Origin of the sequence: Salinimonas profundi, from assembly GCF_014750655.1 — a bacterium.
Taxonomy (GTDB): Bacteria; Pseudomonadota; Gammaproteobacteria; order Enterobacterales; family Alteromonadaceae; genus Alteromonas; species Alteromonas profundi_A.
Genome location: NZ_JABBXD010000006.1, coordinates 239,059 through 261,919, shown reverse-complemented (window position 1 = coordinate 261,919; position 22,861 = coordinate 239,059). Strand labels below are relative to the sequence as shown.

17 protein-coding genes are annotated in these 22,861 nt (G+C 49.4%); 9 read left to right on the top strand and 8 right to left on the bottom strand.

The features are described 5' to 3' along the window. Positions 1-1,228 precede the first annotated feature (1,228 nt). A complete protein-coding gene (locus HHX48_RS12330; protein ID WP_191025525.1) occupies positions 1,229-1,951 on the bottom strand; it encodes a DUF1499 domain-containing protein in 723 nt (240 codons plus the stop codon). Positions 1,952-2,081: 130 nt separating this feature from the next. On the opposite strand from HHX48_RS12330, the gene HHX48_RS12325 reads away from it, so the two are divergent. After that, entirely contained in the window at positions 2,082-2,717 is a 636-nt protein-coding gene (locus HHX48_RS12325) for a DNA-J related domain-containing protein (protein ID WP_191025523.1), read from the top strand. 8 nt (positions 2,718-2,725) lie between these two features. On the opposite strand, the gene HHX48_RS12320 is transcribed toward HHX48_RS12325, so the two are convergent. Continuing rightward, a complete protein-coding gene (locus tag HHX48_RS12320) occupies positions 2,726-3,355 on the bottom strand; it encodes a TetR family transcriptional regulator (protein ID WP_191025521.1) in 630 nt (209 codons plus the stop codon). A gap of 104 nt (positions 3,356-3,459) precedes the next feature. Here HHX48_RS12320 and HHX48_RS12315 point away from each other — a divergent pair, with 104 nt between their 5' ends. The 4 genes from HHX48_RS12315 to HHX48_RS12300 all read left to right on the top strand — a co-directional run bounded on the left by HHX48_RS12315 (position 3,460) and on the right by HHX48_RS12300 (position 10,654). Next, positions 3,460-4,593 carry an efflux RND transporter periplasmic adaptor subunit gene (locus HHX48_RS12315; protein WP_191025519.1) on the top strand — a complete coding sequence of 378 codons (1,134 nt, stop codon included), beginning with the start codon at positions 3,460-3,462 and terminating at the stop codon, positions 4,591-4,593. A 28-nt stretch (positions 4,594-4,621) separates the two neighbouring features. Continuing rightward, positions 4,622-7,735 (top strand): efflux RND transporter permease subunit, encoded by a 3,114-nt coding sequence (locus tag HHX48_RS12310; protein ID WP_191025517.1) that lies wholly within the window; start codon positions 4,622-4,624, stop codon positions 7,733-7,735. Between the two features lie 139 nt (positions 7,736-7,874). Then, a complete protein-coding gene (locus HHX48_RS12305; RefSeq protein ID WP_191025515.1) occupies positions 7,875-9,716 on the top strand; it encodes a bifunctional acetyl-CoA hydrolase/transferase family protein/GNAT family N-acetyltransferase in 1,842 nt (613 codons plus the stop codon). Beyond that, the gene (locus HHX48_RS12300) at positions 9,713-10,654 is read left to right on the top strand and encodes a histone deacetylase family protein (protein WP_191025513.1); all 942 of its coding nucleotides are present in this window, start codon (positions 9,713-9,715) and stop codon (positions 10,652-10,654) included. The genes HHX48_RS12305 and HHX48_RS12300 overlap by 4 nt, the downstream gene beginning before the upstream one ends. 114 nt (positions 10,655-10,768) lie before the next feature. Here the strand turns inward: HHX48_RS12300 and HHX48_RS12295 are convergent, their stop codons facing one another. After that, the gene (locus tag HHX48_RS12295) at positions 10,769-11,641 is read right to left on the bottom strand and encodes a mechanosensitive ion channel family protein (RefSeq protein WP_191025512.1); all 873 of its coding nucleotides are present in this window, start codon (positions 11,639-11,641) and stop codon (positions 10,769-10,771) included. 128 nt (positions 11,642-11,769) lie between these two features. On the opposite strand from HHX48_RS12295, the gene HHX48_RS12290 reads away from it, so the two are divergent. Both HHX48_RS12290 and HHX48_RS12285 read left to right on the top strand, forming a co-directional pair. Beyond that, positions 11,770-12,291, top strand: coding sequence for a hypothetical protein (locus HHX48_RS12290; protein ID WP_191025510.1), 522 nt, complete (start codon positions 11,770-11,772; stop codon positions 12,289-12,291). A 1-nt stretch (position 12,292) separates the two neighbouring features. Continuing rightward, positions 12,293-13,153 (top strand): ATP-grasp domain-containing protein, encoded by an 861-nt coding sequence (locus tag HHX48_RS12285; protein ID WP_191025508.1) that lies wholly within the window; start codon positions 12,293-12,295, stop codon positions 13,151-13,153. Between the two features lie 7 nt (positions 13,154-13,160). On the opposite strand, the gene ribA is transcribed toward HHX48_RS12285, so the two are convergent. The 4 genes from ribA to HHX48_RS12265 all read right to left on the bottom strand — a co-directional run bounded on the left by ribA (position 13,161) and on the right by HHX48_RS12265 (position 18,592). Further along, complete coding sequence (gene ribA / locus HHX48_RS12280; protein WP_191025506.1) at positions 13,161-13,775, bottom strand: GTP cyclohydrolase II; 615 nt, start codon at positions 13,773-13,775, stop codon at positions 13,161-13,163. 84 nt (positions 13,776-13,859) lie between these two features. Further along, the gene (locus HHX48_RS19075; RefSeq protein WP_191025504.1) at positions 13,860-16,775 is read right to left on the bottom strand and encodes a putative bifunctional diguanylate cyclase/phosphodiesterase; all 2,916 of its coding nucleotides are present in this window, start codon (positions 16,773-16,775) and stop codon (positions 13,860-13,862) included. A gap of 81 nt (positions 16,776-16,856) precedes the next feature. Then, positions 16,857-17,168, bottom strand: coding sequence for a hypothetical protein (locus HHX48_RS12270; RefSeq protein ID WP_191025502.1), 312 nt, complete (start codon positions 17,166-17,168; stop codon positions 16,857-16,859). Continuing rightward, positions 17,156-18,592 (bottom strand): protein adenylyltransferase SelO, encoded by a 1,437-nt coding sequence (locus HHX48_RS12265; protein ID WP_191025500.1) that lies wholly within the window; start codon positions 18,590-18,592, stop codon positions 17,156-17,158. Before HHX48_RS12265 ends, HHX48_RS12270 begins: the two co-directional genes overlap by 13 nt. Positions 18,593-18,769: 177 nt before the next feature. Here HHX48_RS12265 and HHX48_RS12260 point away from each other — a divergent pair, with 177 nt between their 5' ends. Further along, positions 18,770-19,435, top strand: a complete 666-nt coding sequence (locus HHX48_RS12260; RefSeq protein ID WP_191025498.1) for a glutathione S-transferase family protein — start codon at positions 18,770-18,772, stop codon at positions 19,433-19,435. Here the strand turns inward: HHX48_RS12260 and recQ are convergent, their stop codons facing one another. Then, positions 19,436-21,286 carry a DNA helicase RecQ gene (gene recQ, locus HHX48_RS12255; RefSeq protein WP_191025496.1) on the bottom strand — a complete coding sequence of 617 codons (1,851 nt, stop codon included), beginning with the start codon at positions 21,284-21,286 and terminating at the stop codon, positions 19,436-19,438. Between the two features lie 177 nt (positions 21,287-21,463). Between recQ and HHX48_RS12250 the strand changes: the two genes are divergently transcribed. Next, positions 21,464-22,801 (top strand): magnesium transporter, encoded by a 1,338-nt coding sequence (locus tag HHX48_RS12250; protein ID WP_191025494.1) that lies wholly within the window; start codon positions 21,464-21,466, stop codon positions 22,799-22,801. The last annotated feature ends 60 nt before the right edge of the window (positions 22,802-22,861 follow it).

Below are 22,861 nucleotides of genomic sequence, written 5' to 3'. Positions count from 1 at the left end.
CGGCGATGGTAGTGTGGGGTCTCCCCATGTGAGAGTAGCACACCGCCAAGCTCCCATTCTACGAAGAAGCCCACTCAATCGAGTGGGCTTTTTTCGTATAAGCGCAGGGTATCTGCGCACTCTTACATAGATAATCCTAACCAGTCTGACGTTGAATCGATGCATTCGGACACATCCATGTGGCGCAGTGCCAGTGCGTACGTCCTGTACGCCCGTTCGTTCCTTTGAGGTGACGTTAAGTCACCTCAAATCTGCTTCGCAAACCGGAGCCTCACCCGTCCCTGCTGCATTGTCCAGCTCGGCATCCATGCCTCGCGCTCTTCACTCTCGGCGTGCCACTGGCACCCCTCGTTCGCTACGCTCACCGCTCATCGCCCAGTGTGGGCCCAGCCCCATGTGAGAGTAGTATCACCCACACGGCAGTGCGCCAAGCTCCCATTCCACGAAGAAGCCCACTCAATCGAGTGGGCTTTTTTCGTTTCCGGTAGCATACAAATGGAAATCCAAGCTATCCATAAGCATATATATTAAGTAGCGTTCGGTAGCAAAATATCTTTATAGAGCTGCGTATCACGCCGTCCATTTCGTGTCGTTCTTCACTTTAATCATCCCATTCTTACGATTACCCGCATATTTATACCAGCAAAAGTTGTTTAAGCTGGTTCCATGGCGCTTTGTCATACGAAAAGGATTATGTCGCCACGAAGACGCAGGCAAAACGCACTGCTTTCTGGGATCCCGGCTTGGCCTGATTAGTCATAAGCTCTTATGAAAATAAATGCTGTCTTACAGTAACGCCGTATGCTGCTAAGACTTATAACTCGTCGTAGATAAGCCCCAGGTGTGTCGATAGTAGGGGTAGTGCTACGCGCGGGAGAATATGAGAGCAATAACTAGAAGATTGTTACTTTCATTCATAATTACAATGAAACAGTAACGCAGTGAATGGCAAGAGGCTTTGCGACAGATAGACTTCGTATGGAAACCGTCTGACTACATCGGTACGATAGAACCAGCGTAACGGACAGCGAGCGGTATCGTTACAACGCTTCTTGATGGGTGCCTGATAGCGTAGGCGGTGAAAGCACAACAGGAATGCATGTAGGACAAATTCGTCGACCTGCTACCGTGAAAGGTGATGCAGCCTTTTATGAAATGATGAAAATGACAGGGGCGTTCATAAAAAAGGCAGGTGATAACCTGCCTTCGTAATAAAAAGCGTCAGAGGCTATTCGTCGACAACGTCCGTACGCTGGCGAAGCTTATCCAGGAAGGTACTGATTCTTTCTGCATTCTTACCCAGGTCGCTTCGGCCAACCCGAGACTTACTGCGTACGTCTACCAGGGTATCATCGCCCTTCTCGGTTAAACGGATCACGACATCGTCTTTGAAGCCAAACCAGGTTGTTGTGTCCGTCGCTTCAATGGTATTTTCTTTTGCGTTAGCTTCCACGCGCTCCCAGCCCATTGCATCCACAGTCTGTTCAGCGGCATTAAAAACTTCATCAATGGGTTTTGCGAACAGCTGAGTTTTAATTTCCGGATAGGCTTCAAGCTGTTGGCGGGTAACTTCACCACCTTCGTAATCGATAGGGTTAGGTGCATCTGCCCGCATCGGCGCGACTGCCACAAATTCTGGCGGATTAGTCACGTCGGTGGTGATATCATGTATCGGGGGGACGGTAGATGCCTTGCCCATCATACTTAACGGCATAACGACGGCTACAAGCGCCAGAATGGTATAAAAAAGTGTGCTTCCCCAACTCACAGTCTTACGGGCAATGATCACCTGAAGAATGATAAGGATCAACGCCGCGCCTCCAACGAACACTCCGTAGCGTATAGAGGTGAATGCCAGACCTAGATCCAGCCCTAAAAATTGATACATTGGTCCGGGTAAAACTACCATTAAAAAGCTGACAATACTCAGCAATGCAATTATCGCTCGCACAGTAATATCCTTTCATTGTTTTAGTAATTAAGGGTTATTACACTATAAACAGCAGTTGGGCGCACCTGATTCTTAAGTAATTCTGTAATTTACGTAAGTGTGCGCGGTCGGTTTGGGAAGATAGAAAATTATGTCAGCTGAAGATGAAGTTACACACCCTCTGGTGGAGCAGGTCACAATTGCAATAAAAGACCAACTTGCACTACTTAAGGAGGGGATTAGCGAATATCAGCTTATTGAAACGTTGCAGAGCGAACCTTACCGACTTTTTGATAAGGAGGCGCTTAGAGAATCCCGTAATCTGTTTCAAACACATTTTCTTTTGTTCCATTGCCTCTACACACTTAGAGACGAGTGGAGACAAAAGCAAACCGGCGAACTGGTAATCTCTGCCACAAAAATAAAACTAAATACTTATATAGCGCAAAACCAGGCGATGACTGAGGTTGATCCCTTACGCACCTACTATCTGAATTGGTCTCACTTTAGCAGAACGACGGAAAGTGATGTGGACGATATGTTAAACAGTTTCTGGAAAGCAATGAGTCATAACGTATCAGGGACAGTGAATGCCGCGGATAGAATCAGCGCACTGGATACATTAGGCTTTGCCCCTGACTCGGCACCTACCATACAGCAGATAAAACGCCAGTATCGGGCTTTGCAGCATCAAAACCATCCGGATAAGGGCGGAAGTCTTGCGTTGTCGCAATCATTAACTGCGGCTTACAAAATACTCATGGTCAACGGGAGAGACGATCATTAGTTTACTTGCTATAACGAAGATGCATTTGGCGTGAGAATACCGTTGAAGAACAGCTGCATCATACCTGGTACATCCTGTTGAATTTTGAATGTCTCAGGAGATTCAAGGTATTCCGCCACAACGCCGCGAATAAAACAACTGACAGACAGCGCCAAAACTTTAGGATCAGCATCTTCAGGTAGCGTCATTTGTTTTTTTGCACGTGCGAAATAGGCTTCAAACGCCGCGAGCTTTTCACGTTTTTTTTCATTATGGCGGGCTTTGCATTGCTCGAAATCCCCGGAATAGTCGCACTTAAACATAAACAGTCTGATCGCTTTGCACTTCTGCGCGTCCTCATCCAAATCCAGAATTAAATTCGTACAAATTGTCTGTAGTTGGTCGACAGGATTGGGGTGTTCAACTTCAAGCCCCTGCATAATGCGCTCGATAAATGGGGTATGCATTTTTTCATGCAAGGCATCAAATATTTCGATCTTGTTTTTAAAGTGCCAGTATACTGCACCCCTTGTTACATCTGCGCTACGGGCGATTTGTTCCAGTGTGGCACGCGCGACGCCACGGTCGGTAAAGACATCAATAGCGGCATCCAGAATAGCTTGTTTGGTCTGTTCCGCTTCTTCTTTAGTGCGTCTCATCTCATTTCCTGGTCAGTTTGACAGCATACATACAAGAACGTATCTTTAAAAAGGTATAGGTTTAAACATATTTTGTCCAGCGTACACTCAGGATTACTATCGATATGAAGCGACATTTCATTTTAAGTGCCGCGGCTATTTTGCTGCTCGCTCTGGCTGGTTGTTCAGAACAATCTGGATCACAGCAGGGCCAATCTGCTGAAGCACCTCCCACCGCAGTTACGGTAATGACCGTGCAACGCAGCACTGTACCGGACATTCTGGCGCTGCCAGGACGGATATCGGCCTATCGGCAATCGCAGGTGCGGCCACAGGTAGCTGGCGTTATTACTGAGCGGTTATTTGAGGAAGGCGCTGTGGTAAAAAAAGGCCAGCAGCTCTATCAGATAGACGATGCACGTTACAAGGCTGAACTGGCTAGCGCCCGGGCAGACTTAAAAAGCGCAGAGGCGAACTTAAAAACGTTGGAGGCCAAAGCGGCACGCTACAAAAACTTGCTGAAAGGTAATTCCATCAGTGAGCAGGAATATGATGACGTGGTGGCTCAAGCTGAGCAGGCACAAGCGCAAATCGGCGTCGCGCAGGCGGCTATCGATTTGGCCGAAGTGAATGTCGAATACACTAAAGTGTATGCACCAATTAGTGGTCAGATAAGCCGCTCGTATGTCACCGAGGGCGCGTTGGTTACTGCCAATCAGGCTCAGGAGCTGGCGACAATTACGAAACTAGACCCTGTATTTATTGATATGCAGAACTCCGGTAAGGCGATAATTGAACTGCGTCGCTCAATGCAGGGGGAACGGGCAATGCCGGTCGAAGTGGTGCTGGATGAAAATAGTAATGCCACCTACGAGCAGCGTGGCGAGCTGAAATTTTCTGAAGTCACCGTCGATGAAACCACGGGCAGCGTGACGTTGCGTGCGGTGGTTCCCAATCCAGATAGCGTTTTGATGCCCGGATTATTCGTTAAGGCACATATTATTAAATCAGAAGATCAGGGACTATTGGTACCCAAGCGGGCCACCATGCGTCAGCCCGACGGATCATTGGTAGTTTACGTGGTTAACAAGCAGAATCAGGTGGAGGCCCGGACCATAGATGTACCCAGAAGCTACGAAAGTAACTATCTGGCTGCCAGTGGAGTCAGTGAAGGCGACAAAATTATCGTAGCTGGCTATCAAAAGGTTAAACCCGGCGCGACCGTGAACCCGCAACCTCAGGGCCAGCAGGGCGGCTGATTTCTAACTCTGGCAGGAACAAAGATCTATGGCACGTTTTTTTATTGATCGACCCGTATTTGCCTGGGTGTTGGCAATTATCACTATGCTGGCCGGTGTGCTGGCGATTTTCAGCTTACCTGTAGAGCAATATCCTAAAGTTGCGCCGCCGTCCGTAGCCATCAGCGCAGCGTACCCCGGCGCATCTGCCAAAAGTGTTGAAAACTCTGTTACACAAGTTATCGAGCAGAACCTCAACGGTATAGATAACCTGCGCTATTTCTCATCTAGCAGCCAAAGCGGCAGCATGTCGATTAACCTGACATTTGAGCCCGGTACCGACCCGGACACTGCACAGGTACAAACACAAAATAAAGTGCAAAGTGCGGTTTCATTGTTACCTGCATCGGTACAGCAGCAGGGTGTCACCGTCACTAAATCCAATGATAGCTTTGCGTTGGTCATTGGCTTTTATTCTGAAGACGGTGAGCAAACGCAATTTGATCTCAGTGACCTGCTGGTTTCTGAGTTCAGAGATCCGATTTCGCGCGTAAATGGTGTGGGGAATGTGCGGGTTTTCGGCGCCCAACGCTCCATGCGAATCTGGCTCAATCCCAATAAACTGTACAGCTTCAATATGACCCCGGTGGATGTGCAGGCTGCCGTGCAAATTCAGAATACTGATGTATCTGCCGGACAGCTTGGCGGCATGCCCGCCATTGAAGGGCAGGAAATCAACGCAACGATTCAGGCACAGTCGCTGCTTCAAACCGTTGAAGATTTCGAAAATATTGTACTGCGTGTGAATACTGATGGGTCTCAGGTTCGCCTTAAGGACGTCGCAAGAGTTGAACTGGGATCGCAGGATTATGGTTACATAACCCGCTATAAGCGCAAGCCGGCTTCCGGTATGGCTGTCAGCCTGACCAGTGGCGCAAACGCACTTGATACTATCGAACGGGTTAAAAACCGGGTAGAGGAGCTGAAAGGACAGCTTCCGGAAGGCGTTAAGGTCGTTTATCCGGTGGATTCATCACCCTTCATAGAACTCTCTATAAAGTCGGTTGTGCAGACACTGGTCGAAGCGGTCGTTCTGGTATTTCTGGTCATGCTGCTGTTTTTGCAAAACTGGCGGGCGACATTGATTCCCACCATTGCTGTGCCCGTCGTTTTGCTGGGTACATTTGGCGTGCTGTATGTATTTGGTTTCAGTATCAATGTACTTACCATGTTTGCCATGGTGCTGGCTATCGGTCTGCTGGTTGATGATGCAATCGTTGTGGTTGAGAACGTAGAGCGCATCATGGAAGAGGAAGGGCTATCGCCTAAAGAAGCTACCAAGAAATCGATGGGCCAGATTACCAGTGCGTTGGTTGGTATCGCGGCGGTTCTGTCCACGGTATTTATTCCCATGGCCTTTTTCAGTGGCTCTGCCGGGTCCATCTATCGGCAGTTCTCTATCACTATTGTCTCTGCAATGGCGTTCTCGGTGCTGGTTGCGATTATTCTGTCGCCTTCGTTGTGCGCGACGCTGCTGAAAAAGCATGATCCGAATAAAGATAAAGACAAGGGATTTGGCGGTTGGTTTAACCGCAATTTCAATAAAGGACGTGATCGTTATCAGCGCACGGCCACCCACATTGCTGCAAAATTCAAACGTTATCTGGTTGTGTATGGTGTGATGGTTGGCGGCATGGTATTCATCTTCATGCGGCTACCTGGGGCATTTTTGCCCGACGAGGATCAGGGCAACATTATGGTATTGCTCAATACGCCACCGGGCTCTACCGCACAGCGTACTCTTGAGTCGGTCAAGAAGGTCGAAGACTTTTTCCTGGAACAGAACAAAGATGCGGTGCATGACCTGTTCACTGTGGTGGGATTCAGTTTTGCCGGCTCTGCACAAAACGCGGCGATGGGCTTTGTTCATCTGAATGACTGGTCTGAGCGGGATGAATCGCAAAGCGCCTTTAACATTATCAATCAGGCATTTGGTGCGTTCTCACAATTTAAGGACGCCCAGGCGTTTCCAATCTTGCCACCGCCCATCAGAGAGCTGGGCAATGCGACCGGCTTTGACCTGCAGTTGCTGGACCGGGGCGGAAGAGGGCACGAAGCTTTGATGAATGCCCGTAACCAGTTGCTGGGTATGGCTGCGCAGAATCCGAACCTCAATGGTGTGAGGCCCAACGGATTAAGTGATGTACCGCAATTTAAAATCAATATTGATAATGAAAAAGCCTCCGCACTGGGTGTGTCGCTTGACGAGATCAACAATGCGCTGCGTATTGCGTGGGGCTCTGCGTACGTAAACGACTTTATTGATGATGGACGTATCAAGCGCGTGTATATGCAGGCCGATGCGCCCTATCGGATGGATCCGGAAGATTTGGATAGCTGGTTTGTGCGTAATAAAGACGGTGAAATGGTTGCCTTCAGTTCTTTTGCGTCCTCGCGCTGGGATTATGGTTCACCAAAGCTTGAGCGTTTCAACGGCATTTCCTCTGTGAATGTGCAGGGCAGTCCGGCTGCTGGTGTCTCCACCGGACAGGCGATGGAAGAAATGCAGAAACTGGTTAATCAACTGCCTGACGGATTTGATCTGGCCTGGTCGGGCATCTCCTATGAGGAAAAAGCCGCAGGTTCGCAGGCACCGATGCTTTATGCAATATCAATACTGGTGGTCTTCTTATGTCTTGCGGCGTTGTATGAGAGCTGGTCGGTACCTTTTGCGGTTATGCTAGTTGTACCGCTGGGTATTCTGGGGTCGGTTGTCGCTGCGTTTATATTCAACCTGCCTAATGACGTGTATTTGCAGGTCGCATTTTTAACCACAGTAGGTCTGGCATCCAAGAATGCGATACTGATTGTCGAATTTGCAAAAGAGCAGGTAGAGCAGGGCGTAGACATCATGACGGCAGTCTCTACCGCGGCGAAACAACGTTTCCGTCCGATTCTGATGACATCGATGGCGTTTATTCTGGGGGTCACACCTCTGGCTATTGCCAGCGGGGCCGGTGCAACCAGCCAGAACGCAATTGGTATCGCGGTTATGGGTGGAATGTTCGCAGCCACCTTCCTGGCGATATTCTTTGTGCCGATGTTTTATGTATTCGTTGAAAATCTGTTTCGCAAAAAAGAAGTAGAGCAAAACGAAGATTAGTGGCGAAGCGTTTAAAAAGGCAGCAATACGCTGCCTTTTTTGTTTTTACGACTAATCGCTTATGCCGGGTGCGCCTGAGTGGGGTGCAATGCGTAGCCAGTATGGCATGATGAACTGATATTCACAGGTGGATTCTGACATGGATATTACGTTACCCGGAAAACCCGACTGGCATAAGCTGCTCAAATCAGGTTGTCGCGTCTTTGTAGGAGGCCACGCCTCGGTACCCTATGCGCTTATTCAGGACCTGATTGATAACAGCCGTGGCTTCAGCGACATTGAGTTAGTGCATGGACTGGCTTTAGGGGACACCCGCTGGGCGCAGGAGCAGCACCGGCAATTATTTAAGGTTAATACTTTCTTTATTGGTGGCGAGGAGGTTCGACGTGCTGTGGATGAGGGTCGGGCAGACTACACGCCCTGCTTTTTGTCAGAAGTCTCCAGCCTTTTCACCGACGGTACGCTGGCACTGGATGCCGTGCTCATTAATGTCAGTCCCCCTGACGAGTTCGGCTATTGTTCATTAGGGGCATCGGTGGATATCTGTATGTCAGCCGTACGCCACTGCGATCTTGTGATCGCACAAATTAACAAGCATGTGCCGCGCACTGCCGGACATTCCTATGTTCATGTAGATGAGTTTCATGCGTGCATTGAACATGATGCGCCATTAACGGAAGTGATGCCCCCGCCTATTGATAATCAGGCAGAGCGGATTGGACAATATGTCGCTATGCTGGTTGAAGACGGTGCAACCCTGCAGTTCGGTATCGGTAAAATTCCCAGTGCCACTTTAAAGTATCTGTGCAAGCACAAAGATCTTGGCATTCACAGTGAAATGCTCACCGACAGTATTATCGAACTGATTGAGTCAGGGGCCGTGACCAATCGTAACAAGACCTTTCACCCGGGCAAAACCGTGACTAGCTTCGCCATTGGCAGTCGCCGTCTTTACGATTTTATCGATAACAACCCGCATATCGAGTTTTACGCCAGCAGCTATGTAAACAAACCGACCAACATCGCCAAAAACGACAATATGATTGCCATCAACAGCGCCCTTGAGGTCGATCTGACCGGCCAGGTTGTTGCTGATTCTATTGGCTATGATTTTTATTCAGGCATTGGCGGGCAGGTTGATTTTGTTTCCGGGGCGTCTATCAGTAAGGGCGGCAAACCCATCATTGCACTGCCATCAACGGCAAAAAATGAAACGGTGTCGCGGATTGTGCCCAGTATCACGGAAGGGGCGGGCGTCGTCACCTCCCGGGGCAATGTGCATTATGTCGTAACCGAGTATGGTGTGGCGTCACTGAAAGGAAAAAGTATTCGCGAGCGCGCACTGGAACTTATCAGGGTGGCGCATCCCAAATTCCGGGCGCATCTGTTAGAAGAGGTGCGCAAACACTACTGGGTGCCTCATTACCAGGCAAAATACCCGACTGATATCCCCGAGTTAGGCGCTATTCAGTTACAAAAGCTGGTAATTCAGGGAGAAACTTTTTATTTGCGCCCCTTAAATCCTGCTGATGAACGCAGACTGCAGGAGTTTTTTTACTCACATACCAAAGAGACGCTTCGGCTGCGATACAACTACGACCCTAAGCAAATGTCGCGGGAAAAATCCTGCAATCTTGTCAGCGTTGATCAGAAAACAGATGCAGCGTTGTGCATCGTCAGACAGGATGGTTCACGTATAGCCATTCACGCCGTAGGGCGTTTTTATTACTATCCGGAAGACAACGCCTGCGAAGCAGCATTTGTCACCCGCGAGACTCACCAGGGCAAGGGCATGGCAACCCGACTACTGGCCAAGCTGATTGAGATCGCCCGACAGCGCGGCATTGATTTTATGATGGCCTATGTCAGAGCGGATAATAAGCCTATGATTACAATATTTGAGCAACATGGTTTTAAACGAAAACGAAGTGATGATCCCAGTGATGTTGAACTGGTGCTGGATCTGAGGGAGCAGCAATGACCATACGAATATACCGCGGTAAAGACTGTTTGCTTCATGATATGGGCGCAGAGCATCCTGAATGCCCTGACCGCATTCATGCAATCAACGATCAGTTACTGTCATCCGGGCTGGATATGAGTTGTGAGCATGCTGATGCACAGATGATTGAAAAATCGGCGCTTTATCAGATACATGAAAAAGCCTACGTAAACGATATTTTTAAGCAGGCGCCTGATGAAGGTATCGTGTGGCTGGATGATGAAACTGCCATGATGAATAAGACGTTATCAGCAGCACGCTATGCTGCGGGAGCCGCTGTGCAAGCTGTGGACTGGGTCATGGATGGTGAAGACCGTCAGGCGTTTTGTCTGGTGCGTCCGCCCGGGCATCATGCCGAAAAAGACAAAGCCATGGGGTTTTGTTTTTTTAACAATATTGCACTGGCTACCGCTCACGCCTTAAATCAGCATCAGCTTGAACGCGTCGCGGTTATTGATTTTGATGTGCATCACGGTAACGGGACCCAGCATATTTTTGAGGGCGAGCCCCGGGTATTGATGTGCTCATCGTTTGAGCATCCGCTATATCCTTTCACCGGTACACAACCCAGTGCCGACAATATTGTCGCCGCGCCACTTGAAGCCGGGGCAACAGGCAAAGCGTTTCGCGAAGCCGCCAACACATGGTTTACACGACTACATGCGTTTAAGCCGCAACTGATTGTTATCTCAGCCGGATTCGACGCACACGCTGAAGATCCCATGGCACATCTTCGGTTTAATGAAGATGACTATAAGTGGGTCAGCCATCAGTTACGCCAGCTTGCTGATACCTATTGTGACGGGCGTATTGTCAGTAGCCTGGAGGGTGGCTATGCCTTAAGTGCCTTGGGCAGAAGCGTGGTCGCCCACCTTAAAGGGTTGGGTGGGGATGCGATGGAGACGGGGTCTGCCTAACTAGCAGTGACATCTGCTTTGCTGGCTACGGTGCCACGGATATTTGGTTTCCTGCTTACTATTTTACGGGCAGCAGGACAGTAGTTGCAGCGAAACGGGCCTGTAAATTTTAAGCTAAGAAGGTGGTCGTTCAGATGAGACCAGTGAAAGCTTGCCATCCACGTGTAAATCGCGTTGAGGATAGGCGATAACAATGCCTGCCTCATTAAATGCATCATTGATGGCGAAGCGTAAATTGCTTCTGATCATTCTTAAGTCTCGTTCTACGGTCGCATTTACCCAGAAGAACACTTCAAATATCAGGGCGTTGTCACCAAAATCATCGAAAATGACCACAGGCTGCGGCTCGGTGAGAACGGCATCTTCATTCTCCACTGCGGTTTTGATCAAATCGGCGACTTTTCTGCAGTCAGAGCCGTAAGCAACGCCAACCCTGACCGACGTGCGTGTGAGATAGTCGATTAAGGTCCAGTTGATAACGGTATTTTCCAAAAGCTTGCTGTTTGGAATCAACATATGGACGCCATCCACCCGTCGAATTCGCGTAGAGCGGGTATTAATCGACTCCACCCGTCCCCGGGCCTCGGCCACTTCCAGAAAATCACCGATTCGAATAGGTCGCTCCCACATCAGGATCCAGCCGCTGATAAAATTATTGATAATATTCTGCGCGCCAAAACCAAAGCCGATAGCAACGGCACCGGATAAAAAGGCAAAGGCGGTAAGGGGTACGTTGAGAAAATCCAGCGTAGTGATAAGCAGTACCGCCAGGGCGATAATGTAGAAAATGCGCTTAAACAAATGGACCGTATCAGCACTGGCCCCGGTTTTACGCAGGCGAAAGGTGGCCAAATGGGCAAATTTGTTGGTAAGCCACCATCCGCCCACAAGCACCAGAGGGACAAGCAGAATCTCACCCAGAGTAACAGGGTGGCTATAGAGCGAGAAAAGTGTTGTGCCGAGGCGTTGCGTTATTGTGTCCCACATATCAGCTGGTGTTTGACTCCATGTAAACCCGTTTAAACATTTTATAGTCGCAAAAGCATAGGGGACATGCTGTGATATGAAGCGACTATGGTAAAGTGCTGTTAAGTTTGTATGCGATTGAGAGTCAAATGGGTCAACGTTTCATAAAGCAAGTGTGGGTAGCTATCGCGTTAACGGTCATGTTTATGGCGCAGGCGCAGGCATTTTCAGTTAAGTTATCGCAAAGCGATTTAAATCAAATGATAAAAGCTGCCTTTCCCCAAACCCAGCAATATCAGGGAATTGATGCCGTATTCACCGATCCATCCATTGAACTGGGCGTAGCCAACCAGCTTAAAATTCAGGTGACGATGACCGCAAACCGTGCGGATCAGCGGGTAAAAGCGCGCGCGGCATTTGACGGAACGCTGGATTATTCCGGCGCAAACCGTACGCTGGAGATCATTCAGCCCAGAATGACTGACTTTGATGTGCTTGAACACAATCTGACTCAGGATGCGCATTTACTTGATGAAGTGAAGCAACTGAAGAACAAGCCGGCACCGATGATTCTACTGCTGGATTTAAAACAGATGAATCTGCCGCTGCTGGGCAACCAGGTCCCCCGGTCGGTCGCAATCCGCGATCATAAACTGGTTATTGAGTTCTGATATGGCCCGCATTGCGTTTTTATCCACCGATAATCTGGAAGACTTTTTTGTTTATGATGAGCTGCTGATCCCGGTGTTTGAGCAGGCCGGGCATCAGGTAGATACTGTCTCCTGGCATAACGCCTATACTGACTGGTCAGCGTATGCAATGGTAATTGTGCGTAGCACCTGGGATTATCAGTCGCAACCTGAGGCATTTTTACGCTGTCTGGAGACGATTAGTCAGCAAACCCATTTACAGAATCCGCTGGAATTAATGCGCTGGAATCTGGATAAATCGTATCTGAAGACCCTTTCTGCGGCGGGAATTGCCACGCTTCCTACCCAATGGGCAGATGCCTACGACGAAAACGTGATCAGACAGCAATTCAGCGCATTTGAAACCGGTAAGATGGTAATTAAACCCACTGTCAGTGCCAATGCTGACGATACGTTTGTACTGACACCTGACTCTGTTCAAACGCAGTCCGCGGTTCTGTCTGCCTGTTTTGCGCAGCGTCCTCACATGATCCAGCCCTTTGCAGCAGAAATTGTAAACCATGGTGAGTATTCACTATTTTATTTTGGCGGCGAACTGAGTCACTGCATATTGAAAACGCCGGCACAGGGCGACTTCCGAGTGCAGGAAGAGCACGGTGGTTCGCTGGAGCTTGTGAATGCAGATGCCTGGCAACAGCAAATCAGTGAGGCTGTACTGGCCGCATTGCCTCAGCCAGCTCTGTATGCGCGCATTGATATTGTGAGATTTGATAATAAATGGTGTGTTATTGAAGTTGAGCTGATTGAGCCTTCGCTATACTTCAATTTGGACGACCAGTCGCCCCAACGTTTTGTTAAGGCGGCGACCGCACTGATTGATTAGCGACGTTTTACTTAAACAGGTGAGGGTCGAAAACGTGCCCTAGTTTTTCGGTCTTGGTCTTCAGATAATGCTTATTATCTGCCGTGATCCCATGGTCGATAGGTTTTCTGGCAACGACATTTACCCCAAGTGCTTCCAATGCCGCCAGTTTTTTGGGATTGTTGGTCATAAGTTCAACATGCGTCACATCCAGCGTATCCAGCATAAGTTTGCAGATATCATAGCTGCGCAGGTCGGCATCAAATCCAAGGTGCTCGTTTGCTTCTACAGTATCCATGCCACTGTCTTGCAGGTTGTAAGCCCGGATTTTATTTAACAGCCCAATCCCCCGGCCTTCCTGACGCAGATATAGCAGTACACCCTGACCACGTTCAACGATATTTTGCAGCGCTTTTTCAAGCTGAAAGCCGCAATCACAGCGGGTTGAAAATAAGGCGTCTCCCGTCAGACACTCCGAATGAATACGAATGGGGACGGTGTCACCTTTTTCCCATTTCCCGTAAGACAATGCAACGTGTTCCTGACCACTGGCTTCAACAAAGCCGTGAATACGAAACTCACCATGGCGGGTGGGTAAACGGGCGGAACTGACATATTCATATTTAGGTTGTTTGGTGGTCATAGCACTTCTAAACCGAATTACATGGGAGCCCTGAAAGTGGGGACGGCCCGAAAAAAACCAAGTTACTGTTATAATATAACAGTTTTACTGATTATCGCCCAGTGATTTGAACTCACGCAGTGGTGCGGGCGGGGCAATGGCATTTCCCTGCGCGAAGTCGATACCCATCTTACCTAATTGCGTCATGGTCGCCTTATCTTCAACGCATTCTGCAATGGTCTGAATACGGCGGGCCTGCGCAATGTCACGAATTGAGGTCACAATTGCCATGTCCACCGGGTCGTTGAGTAAATCCTGAGTGAAGGTGCGATCTATTTTTACACCGTGAATAGGCAGTGATTTAAAGTAGCCGTAGGAAGAAAACCCACTGCCAAAATCATCAATCGCAAACAGACAGCCATGCTCACTGAAGGTGTCGATAAACGAAATAGCATCATCTTTTCTGACGGTCGCGGTATTTTCGCTGATTTCAAAGCAAATCTTGTGGTGAGGAATATGCTGCTGTTGGAAGGCGTTGAGCATAAACCGGCGCAAATCCTTATCAGCCACCGAGAACCCGTTGATATTGATGTTACAGCACTGCAATTGTTCCAGACGCTCCGGATGTTCGCTAAGCCATTTAAACGTATGCTCGGCCACCCAGCGATCAATGCGGGAGGTCAGGTTGTAGCGTTCCGCCGTGGGTAGAAAGTCAGCCGGGCCAGCAAGCTTGCCATTATCCAGCGGCAGACGTAACAGAATTTCGTAAAAGTCGCCCTGTAGTGATGCACTGAGCGGCATGTAATGCTGATAATAAAGTTCAAACCTGTCTTCATCCAGCGCCTGGTGAATAATCGCCACCCAGTTTCGTTCCTGTTCATACGCCTGAAGTCTGGCGTCATCGTCTTTATAACAGTACACCTGGTTGCGGCCTTGTTGCTTGGCAAGATAACAGGCCGCGTCCGCCATATTCAGGGCGCTTTCAGCATCTGCATTATGTGTTGTTGCGTTAAGTAAACCGATACTAACGCCCACGGTAAATATGCGCTGCTCCCAGAAAAACCGATATCCTTGTACTGCATCCAGCAGTTTAACTGCAATCAGATACGCAGACTCTTCGGTCTGAGTAGTCAATAGTACGCCGAACTCATCGCCACCAAGACGACCTACCATGCCTCTGTCACCAACTTTGTTAGTCAGTATATTGGCTAGCTCTTTTATCAGTCTGTCACCGGCTTTATGACCGCAACTGTCGTTAACAGCCTTAAAGCGGTCCAGATCCAGATACAGAATCATCACGGGGTTGTGAGTCGGGGTCTGCTGCAGTGCTGAGTTTAATGAGCGTTCAAATTCACGACGATTGAACACTCCGGTCAGCGGGTCGTGGCTGGCCATATATGTCAGGCTGATATCGGACAGCTTACGCTTGGTAATATCAAAAATTGAACCAGACATGAAGGTCTGCCCATTTTCCTGATGAAGCTGACAGGAGATAGAAAACCAGAACTCACTGCCGTCGGATTTAACCCCCTTCATCTCGCGGCCCATGACGACTTTTTGTTCCAGCAACTCGCCAACCAGCAGATCGCGATCATTATCATCTGCATAAAACGCCCGGGTATTGGGCACATCTTTGAGCATGGTCTCCTCATCGGGATAACCAAAAAGGGTGCACATGGCTGGATTAATGGTCCGAAGGTCTCCATCAAGGGTGGAAGTATATAAGCCTTCCGCAGAGTTTCTGAACAGGTCGTAAAATACATTCAGACTGTCAATCGTACGTTCGTGTACATGCAGCTGCTGGCGGCTCACATCCCGCTCAGCAAGCAGTACACAAAGTGCAAATGTGCACATTGCAATAAGCAGGGAGCCAGCAGCATTGAGCTCAGAGCTTATTAACATCACCAGGCGTGGATTATAACTGCCCAGAAATAACGCGTAGCTCAGGCTGAGCATCAACCAGCCTAGCGCTAACAGCCGGTTTAAAGAGCGATTACGGCGATCGCGAAAAATCGTGCATAGTAAAGTCTGTATCAGTGCGAACGACGGTAACAACTGCAGCGCAACGCTGGCATCAGGCAGCCGTAAAGGAAGAAAGAGCAGCATCAACGGGCTGAGACTGATAATCAGATTGGGAATTCGAAGCCACACCGGGATGCGCGGAAATAAGGCATGGGTAAACTTAGCCAGACAAAACAGCAGAACTGTCATGATGACCGCAAGCACCTGGGTGCCGTAGTTGATAAACTGGAACGCCCGGCCTACCGGCTCCAGTAAACTACTGACCAATATCAGAATAAGCAAACTGATGGAGGCCAGCCAGAAGCGCGCTGACGTTTTTTGGTAAACATAACTTAAAAAGAAATAGGTCACGATAAGTAACAGCGCACCGCAGGTGATCCCTAGTAACAAAATTCGTGACTGCGTCTGATTGTCGTAGCTGTCTCTTGAGTGAATAACCAGCGGAAAATAGTCAGGTTTGTCGCCGTTGACACCGATCAAAATGTTTACCGTGGTTGATGCACCGAGCGTGATCGGCAAGGTCATCCCTGTTGTGTACTGGCTGGGAATGTCATAATCGCCATGTTCATAGCTGACCACGTCGAGCATTCTTTCTCTTTCATCCAACAGATAAATAATGCTGTTGCGCGGGATTACCAGTGGGTTGTTCAGATAGATATACTGCGTCACTGCACTATTATTTTGCAGCGATAGGCTATACCAGTGGCGTAATGGCTGGCCGGTGTTGAGCGGGCCTGAATAGTTACCGGAGAATACCTGTCTGTAGCTGGTGCGCACGGAAGTGGAAACCGGATCCGGTAGTATAGTGGCAGATTCGAATGAATCGGTCACGATGACGTTGGCATGAAATGGGGCGGTGTCTGCTGCGGCCACCGATATCCCTGTCAGCAGCAGCCATAGCGGGACGAGTAAAAGCAGCGCGACCTTGCGCGTAGCACTTCGCCTGCAGCCTACAGTGCTACTGGGATAAAGCTGTTTATTCCAAAAACTTATTCGCACTGCATTTCCTTTTAAAAGCGCCTCCGCGCGGTGCTGATAACACTGTATTTATTGTGATGTGCTCTCAGTATTTGGGCGGCACTATTCCTTCAGCGCTTGCCACAGTGATTCTATTGTAGTCGTACCTGTGGGCTCCAGCCAGATAGCTTCGCATAACCACTCAATACATAAGATACATCTTAACTCGTTGTTATTGCCAGCAGAATTCAGCGCAACCTGATAGCGATCGGCCCCCCAGTCAGCCTCGCCGGGGGTAAGCGCAAAGTGTGTGGCCAGCGCCTGTGTCAGCTGCTGTGCTTTAAGTGGTGTTTCAGGCAAGGCCAGTGATACTTCGATAACCGCATCAAGACGGGTAAACGCCCGCTGAAGCGTCGTTTTGGTCAACTGCTGCATGACAAACTTACCTGTGCATCATCAACCGGGGCGCCAGCCCACTCAGTACCTGCCCACTTATCATCAAACGGGGTATTAAGTGCTTCGATAAAAGAGTTAGCGACGCTGTAGTCACCGCGACCTGCCGCATCGATTGCACGCTGGAGGTGATGGGTGCGCGCCACCACCACCGGATTGACACTATCCATCAGCGCAGCTTGTGCATCCGTATTTCCCTCATCCTGACGATGGGCGCGATAATCCTGCCACCACATGTCAAATTCCGTCCGATCAATGAAGTCGTCACGCAATGGGCACTGAGCCTGCGATGGATCCATCATGCTTAATTTGCGAAACAGCTGGTGGTAGTCGCGCTGCTGATTGGCCAGCATGGTCAAAAAGCGGTTAACCAGATCCAACGACCTGTTATCAACATTGCTAAAACCGAGTCGGTTGACCATCGTTTGCTGATAGGCAGAGATAAAGGTAGGTTCAAACAGCATCAGCGTCTGTTTAATCGCCTCTGTATCACAATATTGAGAAAAGGCCTGCGCCAGCGCATTGAGATTCCACAGCGCTACACCTGGCTGCCGGTCGAAGGAATAGCGACCCTGATGGTCAGTATGGTTGAACACAGCATTACTGACGAAATTGTCCATAAATGCATACGGACCAAAATCAAAGGTAATACCATGGACAGACATATTGTCTGTGTTCATTACACCATGTACAAATCCATAAGCCTGCCACAACGCAATCATTCTTGCAGTGCGCAGCACGATAGCCTTTAGCAGCGCCTGGTGGGGATTGTTATGGGAGAGCGCGTCGGGAAAATGGTGAATAAACGTATGCTCGAACAGCCGCTTCAACGCAGCGCTATCACCACTATAGTAGTAGTATTCAAAATGACCAAAACGGATATGGCTGGGCGCGGTTCTTATCATCATTGCCGCTGTTTCCGGTGTTTCCCGAAGCACCATTTCCTGGCTGTCGAACAAACACAGCGAACGGGAAGTAGGAATGCCTAAATGAAAAAGGGCCTCTGAGCCGATATATTCACGCAATGTGGAACGTAACACAGCACGTCCGTCGCCCTGCCGCGAGTAGGGCGTTTGGCCGGCACCTTTCAGGTGTAAATCTATGCGCTGACTGGCGCGATTTTCCACCTCGCCCAACAATAATCCGCGACCATCACCTAACATCGGGTTCCAGTGGCCGAACTGATGTCCGCCATATTTTTGCGCTACCGATTGACGACAAAGCGCAAACTCCTCATCTGCCAGTTGCTGAGCAAGCGCGTTGTCTTGCCACCACACGTCAGGTAATGCCAGCTCGTGCGCATGGGGATGATTGACCAGCTGCAATTGTAAATCGCCCGGAATATCAGGTTGTATCTGCGTGACCGTGTCGCTAAGTTCGGTCGCGTAGAGATGAGTGAGCTTCAATCGGAACCCTTGAAAAAGAAAGTCTCAGAATCGTTAAGCTAACAAATGCCCCGCTTTGATAAAAGCACAATATGCAGGTAATCTGACCTGTCAGACAGGCGTATCAAACCATTACATAAACCGGCAGGCCTGAACGATGCTGTCATGAATTAACGATAATCACATTTTGAGGGAACTATGCTCACCGTTCATCATTTAAATAACTCACGTTCTCAACGTATATTATGGCTGCTGGAAGAACTGGAAGTCCCTTACCGGATTGAACGCTACGAGCGCGATCCTAAAACCAACCTGGCACCTGATTCATTAAAAGCGGTCCATCCACTGGGACGCTCACCGGTACTCGAATTTGAGGATGGCAGTAAAATGGCCGAGTCCGGTGCCATTGTTGAATACATTATTCACCAATACGGCGCGGGCAGTTTTACTGTACCGTCGGATAAGAAGGTATATCAGGATTATCTGTTCTGGCTGCATTTTGCAGAAGGCTCTCTGATGCCGCCACTGGTGGCCAGTCTGGTATTTAAAAAAGCAAAACAGAAGAGCCCTGCATTAATTCGTCCGCTGGCCGCGAAGATTCTTGATGCCATTATGGATAACTACTACGGGCCCAACCTAAACCAGAGTCTGCGCTATGTTGAGTCGTATCTTTCTAAAAATGACTGGTTTGCCGGCGATGCCCCATCAGCAGCGGATGTGCAGATGAGCTTTCCGCTGGAGGCGCTGGTGGCCCGTGAAAACGCCTCTAAATGGACAGCAATTAATGCTTATATAAAGCGCATTCACAACCGGGATGCCTATCAGCGCGGACTGGAGAAAGGCGGTGAGTACGATTACGCCTGATTAAAAGTCGTTATTTATCGTGCTGTCGAGATAATCAAGGATCAGCTGCAAAAACGCCTCGCCATAGCGATCCATTTTGGTACGGCCGACTCCACTGACATCCAGCATATCATTGCGGGTCGTCGGCGTTTTGGCCGCCATATCTGCCAGCGTTGCATCTGAAAAGACGACATACGGCGGCACACTGTGTTCCTCAGCCAGTGATTTACGCAAATGCTTAAGGCGCTTAAACAGTGCCTTGTCGTAGATTGCTGGCTTGTTCTTCGGCTTTTTCTCGGCTTTGAAGGTCAGGCGAGGCACAGCAAGTTTCACCGGCACATCACCTTTGAGCACCGGCCGGGCGGCTTCAGTCAGCCGCAACGCGGCACCTGCAGTCAGGTCGACGCGAATGAGGCCCTGATGAATGAGCTGGTTAATCATATTGTGCCAATAGCTGTCAGACTCAGATTTACCAATACCATACACCGATAAATCCTGATGGCCGTTTTCTATAATTCGTCGAAGCTGCTTGCCGCGCAGTACATCGATGACATATTGCGATGCCGCCTGCTGTTCAAGGCGCAATATACACGAGAGAATTTTCTGACCTATGACCAGGCCATCAATGAGTTTAGGCGGATCCAGACAAATATCGCAGTTACCACAGGCCTCGTCACTGAACTGGGAAAAATAATTAAGCAGTACCTGACGGCGACAGGTTTGCGCTTCAGCAAAGGCTTCCATGGCAGCAAACTTTTGCACTTCCACCTGATTGCGTTCAGGTTTATCGCCCTGTTCAATCCATTGCCTGACTCTGGCTGCATCTTTTTCATCAAACAGCAAAAGTGCCTCAGCTTCCAGTCCGTCCCGTCCGGCGCGCCCCGTTTCCTGATAATAACTTTCAATACTGCGCGGCACATCGTGGTGTACCACAAACCGCACATTCGACTTATTGATGCCCATGCCAAAGGCAACGGTGGCAACTACAATATCGACCTGATCATTTAAAAAACGACGCTGAACATACTCGCGCTCGTCGGCATCCAGTCCGGCGTGATAGGCAGCACTACTGATGCCGGCACGATGAAGCTTGGCGTATAAGTCATCCACTTTTGCCCGGCTGTTACAGTAGATAATACCGCTGCTGCCATCCTGCTGTTTGACATAATCAAGTACCTGGTCAAACGCTTTATATTTGGGCATCACCCGATAGCGGATGTTGGGCCGGTCAAAGCTACCTTTAAAAACAAAAGGCTCTGACAGATTCAGCTGAACCAGAATATCTGCCTGCGTGGCGGCATCTGCCGTGGCAGTAAGCCCCACTACCGGGATGTCGGGGTATCGGCTTTTCAGCCTGCCCAGCAGGCGGTAATCCATTCTGAAATCGTGCCCCCAGTGGCTGACACAGTGCGCCTCGTCGATGGCAAATAGGGATACCGTAAGTTGCTGAAGCAAATTCTGGAAATAAGGCTGTAACAAACGCTCAGGGGACACGTACAGCAGGTCATACTCATCATTGAGCAGCGCTGTCTGAATCTGCTGCTGCATCTCATGTTCAAGGCTGGAATTCAGATAGGCGGCCTTTATACCCACAGCCTGAAGCTGTTCCACCTGGTCCTGCATCAAGGAGATAAGGGGTGAGACCACAATGCCGGTTCCCTGACGGACCATCGCCGGTATCTGGTAACACAGTGACTTGCCGCCACCGGTAGGCAGTAATACCAGCGTATCCTGACCATCAATGATATTTTCTATTACCGCCTGCTGGCCGGTACGAAAGGACGCGTAGCCAAATACCCGCTCAAGAATTTCCTGGGCGTCAGCATGTTCGGCATTGTCTGTGGGTACAGTCTGGGAGGAAGTTAAAGTCATCGCGCAGGGATTTTACGCATTTTCAGTGCGCGCTTCACGGGTTAATCCAAATTTCTTTTCTGTCCCGGCCTAAGTCACTGTTATTCTGTCAGCTTATTAGATTAAAAGCGTAAGGTGGTGGATCCTGCACTGGCCCTGCAACGTTTTTAATAGGCAGCATAAAATAAGGAGAACGATGTGGCTGAACCCTTACCGGATCTGATTCAGGAGATTGTCTCGGAGAACAGCACCGATGATACCGGGGCTGTATTGGATGCTATTGTTTCTCAGGACGATGTCGCCGTAGCAACGCTACTGGAATCAGTGCCCGTCGAACCGCGCTTGTCGTTGTGGCAGGACTTACCCAGTGAACGTAAGCTCGATGTATTGGTTGAGATGCGCTCTGATCCGCGTGAAATTCTGATTGATGCCACCGAGGAAGAAGAGTGGTCAGCACTGTTTTCAGACATCGAAGCCGAAGAACTGCTGGAGCTGATGGACTCGCTGCCCAATCGGTTGGTGGATTTAGCTTATGCCGAACTTGATGCACAACAGCAGACATTCTTTCGTGAAGCGACACAATTTAACGATGATCAAGTGGGACACTGGCTCACCCACGATCTGCTGGTACTGCCTCTAAACGCCAAAGTGCGTGATGGTTTGCGACTGATTCGCCGCAATGTACCGCGTCACTGCGACACTATTTTTCTGGTCAATCGCTCAGCCCAGTTTTCTGCGGTAGTCAGAATGACCCGTATTTTTGGTTCGCCGGAGCATGTGCCACTAGTTGAACTGATAGAAGAAAATATTCCGGTCCTCAAAGGGACTGATGAGTCTACCAATGCCTCGCTGCAGGTGCAGCGTTCCGGGTTTGCCGCCCTGCCGGTGGTCGATGATAATAATAAATTGTTAGGCAGGTTGGATATCACCTCTGCATCAGAACTTATCAACGAATTCTATGAACGTCAGGTCATGGCCACCGCTGGTATGGACGAAGACGAGGATTTGTTCTCGCCGGTAGCGAAAAGCGCAAGAAATCGCGCAGTATGGCTGGGCATCAATCTGCTGACCGCATTTCTTGCTTCCTGGTTTATTGGTTTATTTGAAGCCACCTTACAACAAGTCGTGGCACTGGCGGTACTGATGCCAATTGTTGCTAGCATGGGCGGTATCGCCGGTAGCCAAACCCTGACCCTGATCGTACGGGGGCTTGCTCTGGGGCAGGTGACTAAGGCCAATACCCGGGCCCTGATGGTTAAAGAGCTCAAAGTTGGTGGGGTAAACGGGGTGATATGGGCGCTTATTATCGGTGTGGTTGCCTATTTCTGGTTCACTGATGTGCTTATCGGTGTGGTCATTTGTCTGGCGATTTTATTTAATATCGTTGCCGCGGCGATTGCCGGTGTTTTCGTCCCCGTCATTCTGGATAAGCTAAAAATTGACCCGGCACTGTCAGGTTCTGTCATCTTAACGACAGTTACCGACATAGTTGGGTTTGTGGCCTTCTTAGGGCTAGGCACGCTGTTTTTGCTGTAATACACTTCCCGCCTTCAAAGACTAATCGTTCCGCCGCCTTTAAAAAGGCGGCGGCCAACC

Excerpts from the sequence above, each read along its gene's own strand:
- HHX48_RS12270 (WP_191025502.1), bottom strand. The coding sequence starts at position 17,168 with ATGCAGCAGTTGACCAAAACGACGCTTCAGCGGGCGTTTACCCGTCTT.
- HHX48_RS12315 (WP_191025519.1), top strand. The coding sequence starts at position 3,460 with ATGAAGCGACATTTCATTTTAAGTGCCGCGGCTATTTTGCTGCTCGCT.
- HHX48_RS12320 (WP_191025521.1), bottom strand. The coding sequence starts at position 3,355 with ATGAGACGCACTAAAGAAGAAGCGGAACAGACCAAACAAGCTATTCTG.
- HHX48_RS12300 (WP_191025513.1), top strand. The coding sequence starts at position 9,713 with ATGACCATACGAATATACCGCGGTAAAGACTGTTTGCTTCATGATATG.
- HHX48_RS12325 (WP_191025523.1), top strand. The coding sequence starts at position 2,082 with ATGTCAGCTGAAGATGAAGTTACACACCCTCTGGTGGAGCAGGTCACA.
- HHX48_RS12310 (WP_191025517.1), top strand. The coding sequence starts at position 4,622 with ATGGCACGTTTTTTTATTGATCGACCCGTATTTGCCTGGGTGTTGGCA.
- ribA (WP_191025506.1), bottom strand. The coding sequence starts at position 13,775 with ATGACCACCAAACAACCTAAATATGAATATGTCAGTTCCGCCCGTTTA.
- HHX48_RS12260 (WP_191025498.1), top strand. The coding sequence starts at position 18,770 with ATGCTCACCGTTCATCATTTAAATAACTCACGTTCTCAACGTATATTA.
- recQ (WP_191025496.1), bottom strand. The coding sequence starts at position 21,286 with ATGACTTTAACTTCCTCCCAGACTGTACCCACAGACAATGCCGAACAT.
- HHX48_RS12295 (WP_191025512.1), bottom strand. The coding sequence starts at position 11,641 with ATGTGGGACACAATAACGCAACGCCTCGGCACAACACTTTTCTCGCTC.
- HHX48_RS12290 (WP_191025510.1), top strand. The coding sequence starts at position 11,770 with ATGGGTCAACGTTTCATAAAGCAAGTGTGGGTAGCTATCGCGTTAACG.
- HHX48_RS12305 (WP_191025515.1), top strand. The coding sequence starts at position 7,875 with ATGGATATTACGTTACCCGGAAAACCCGACTGGCATAAGCTGCTCAAA.
- HHX48_RS12285 (WP_191025508.1), top strand. The coding sequence starts at position 12,293 with ATGGCCCGCATTGCGTTTTTATCCACCGATAATCTGGAAGACTTTTTT.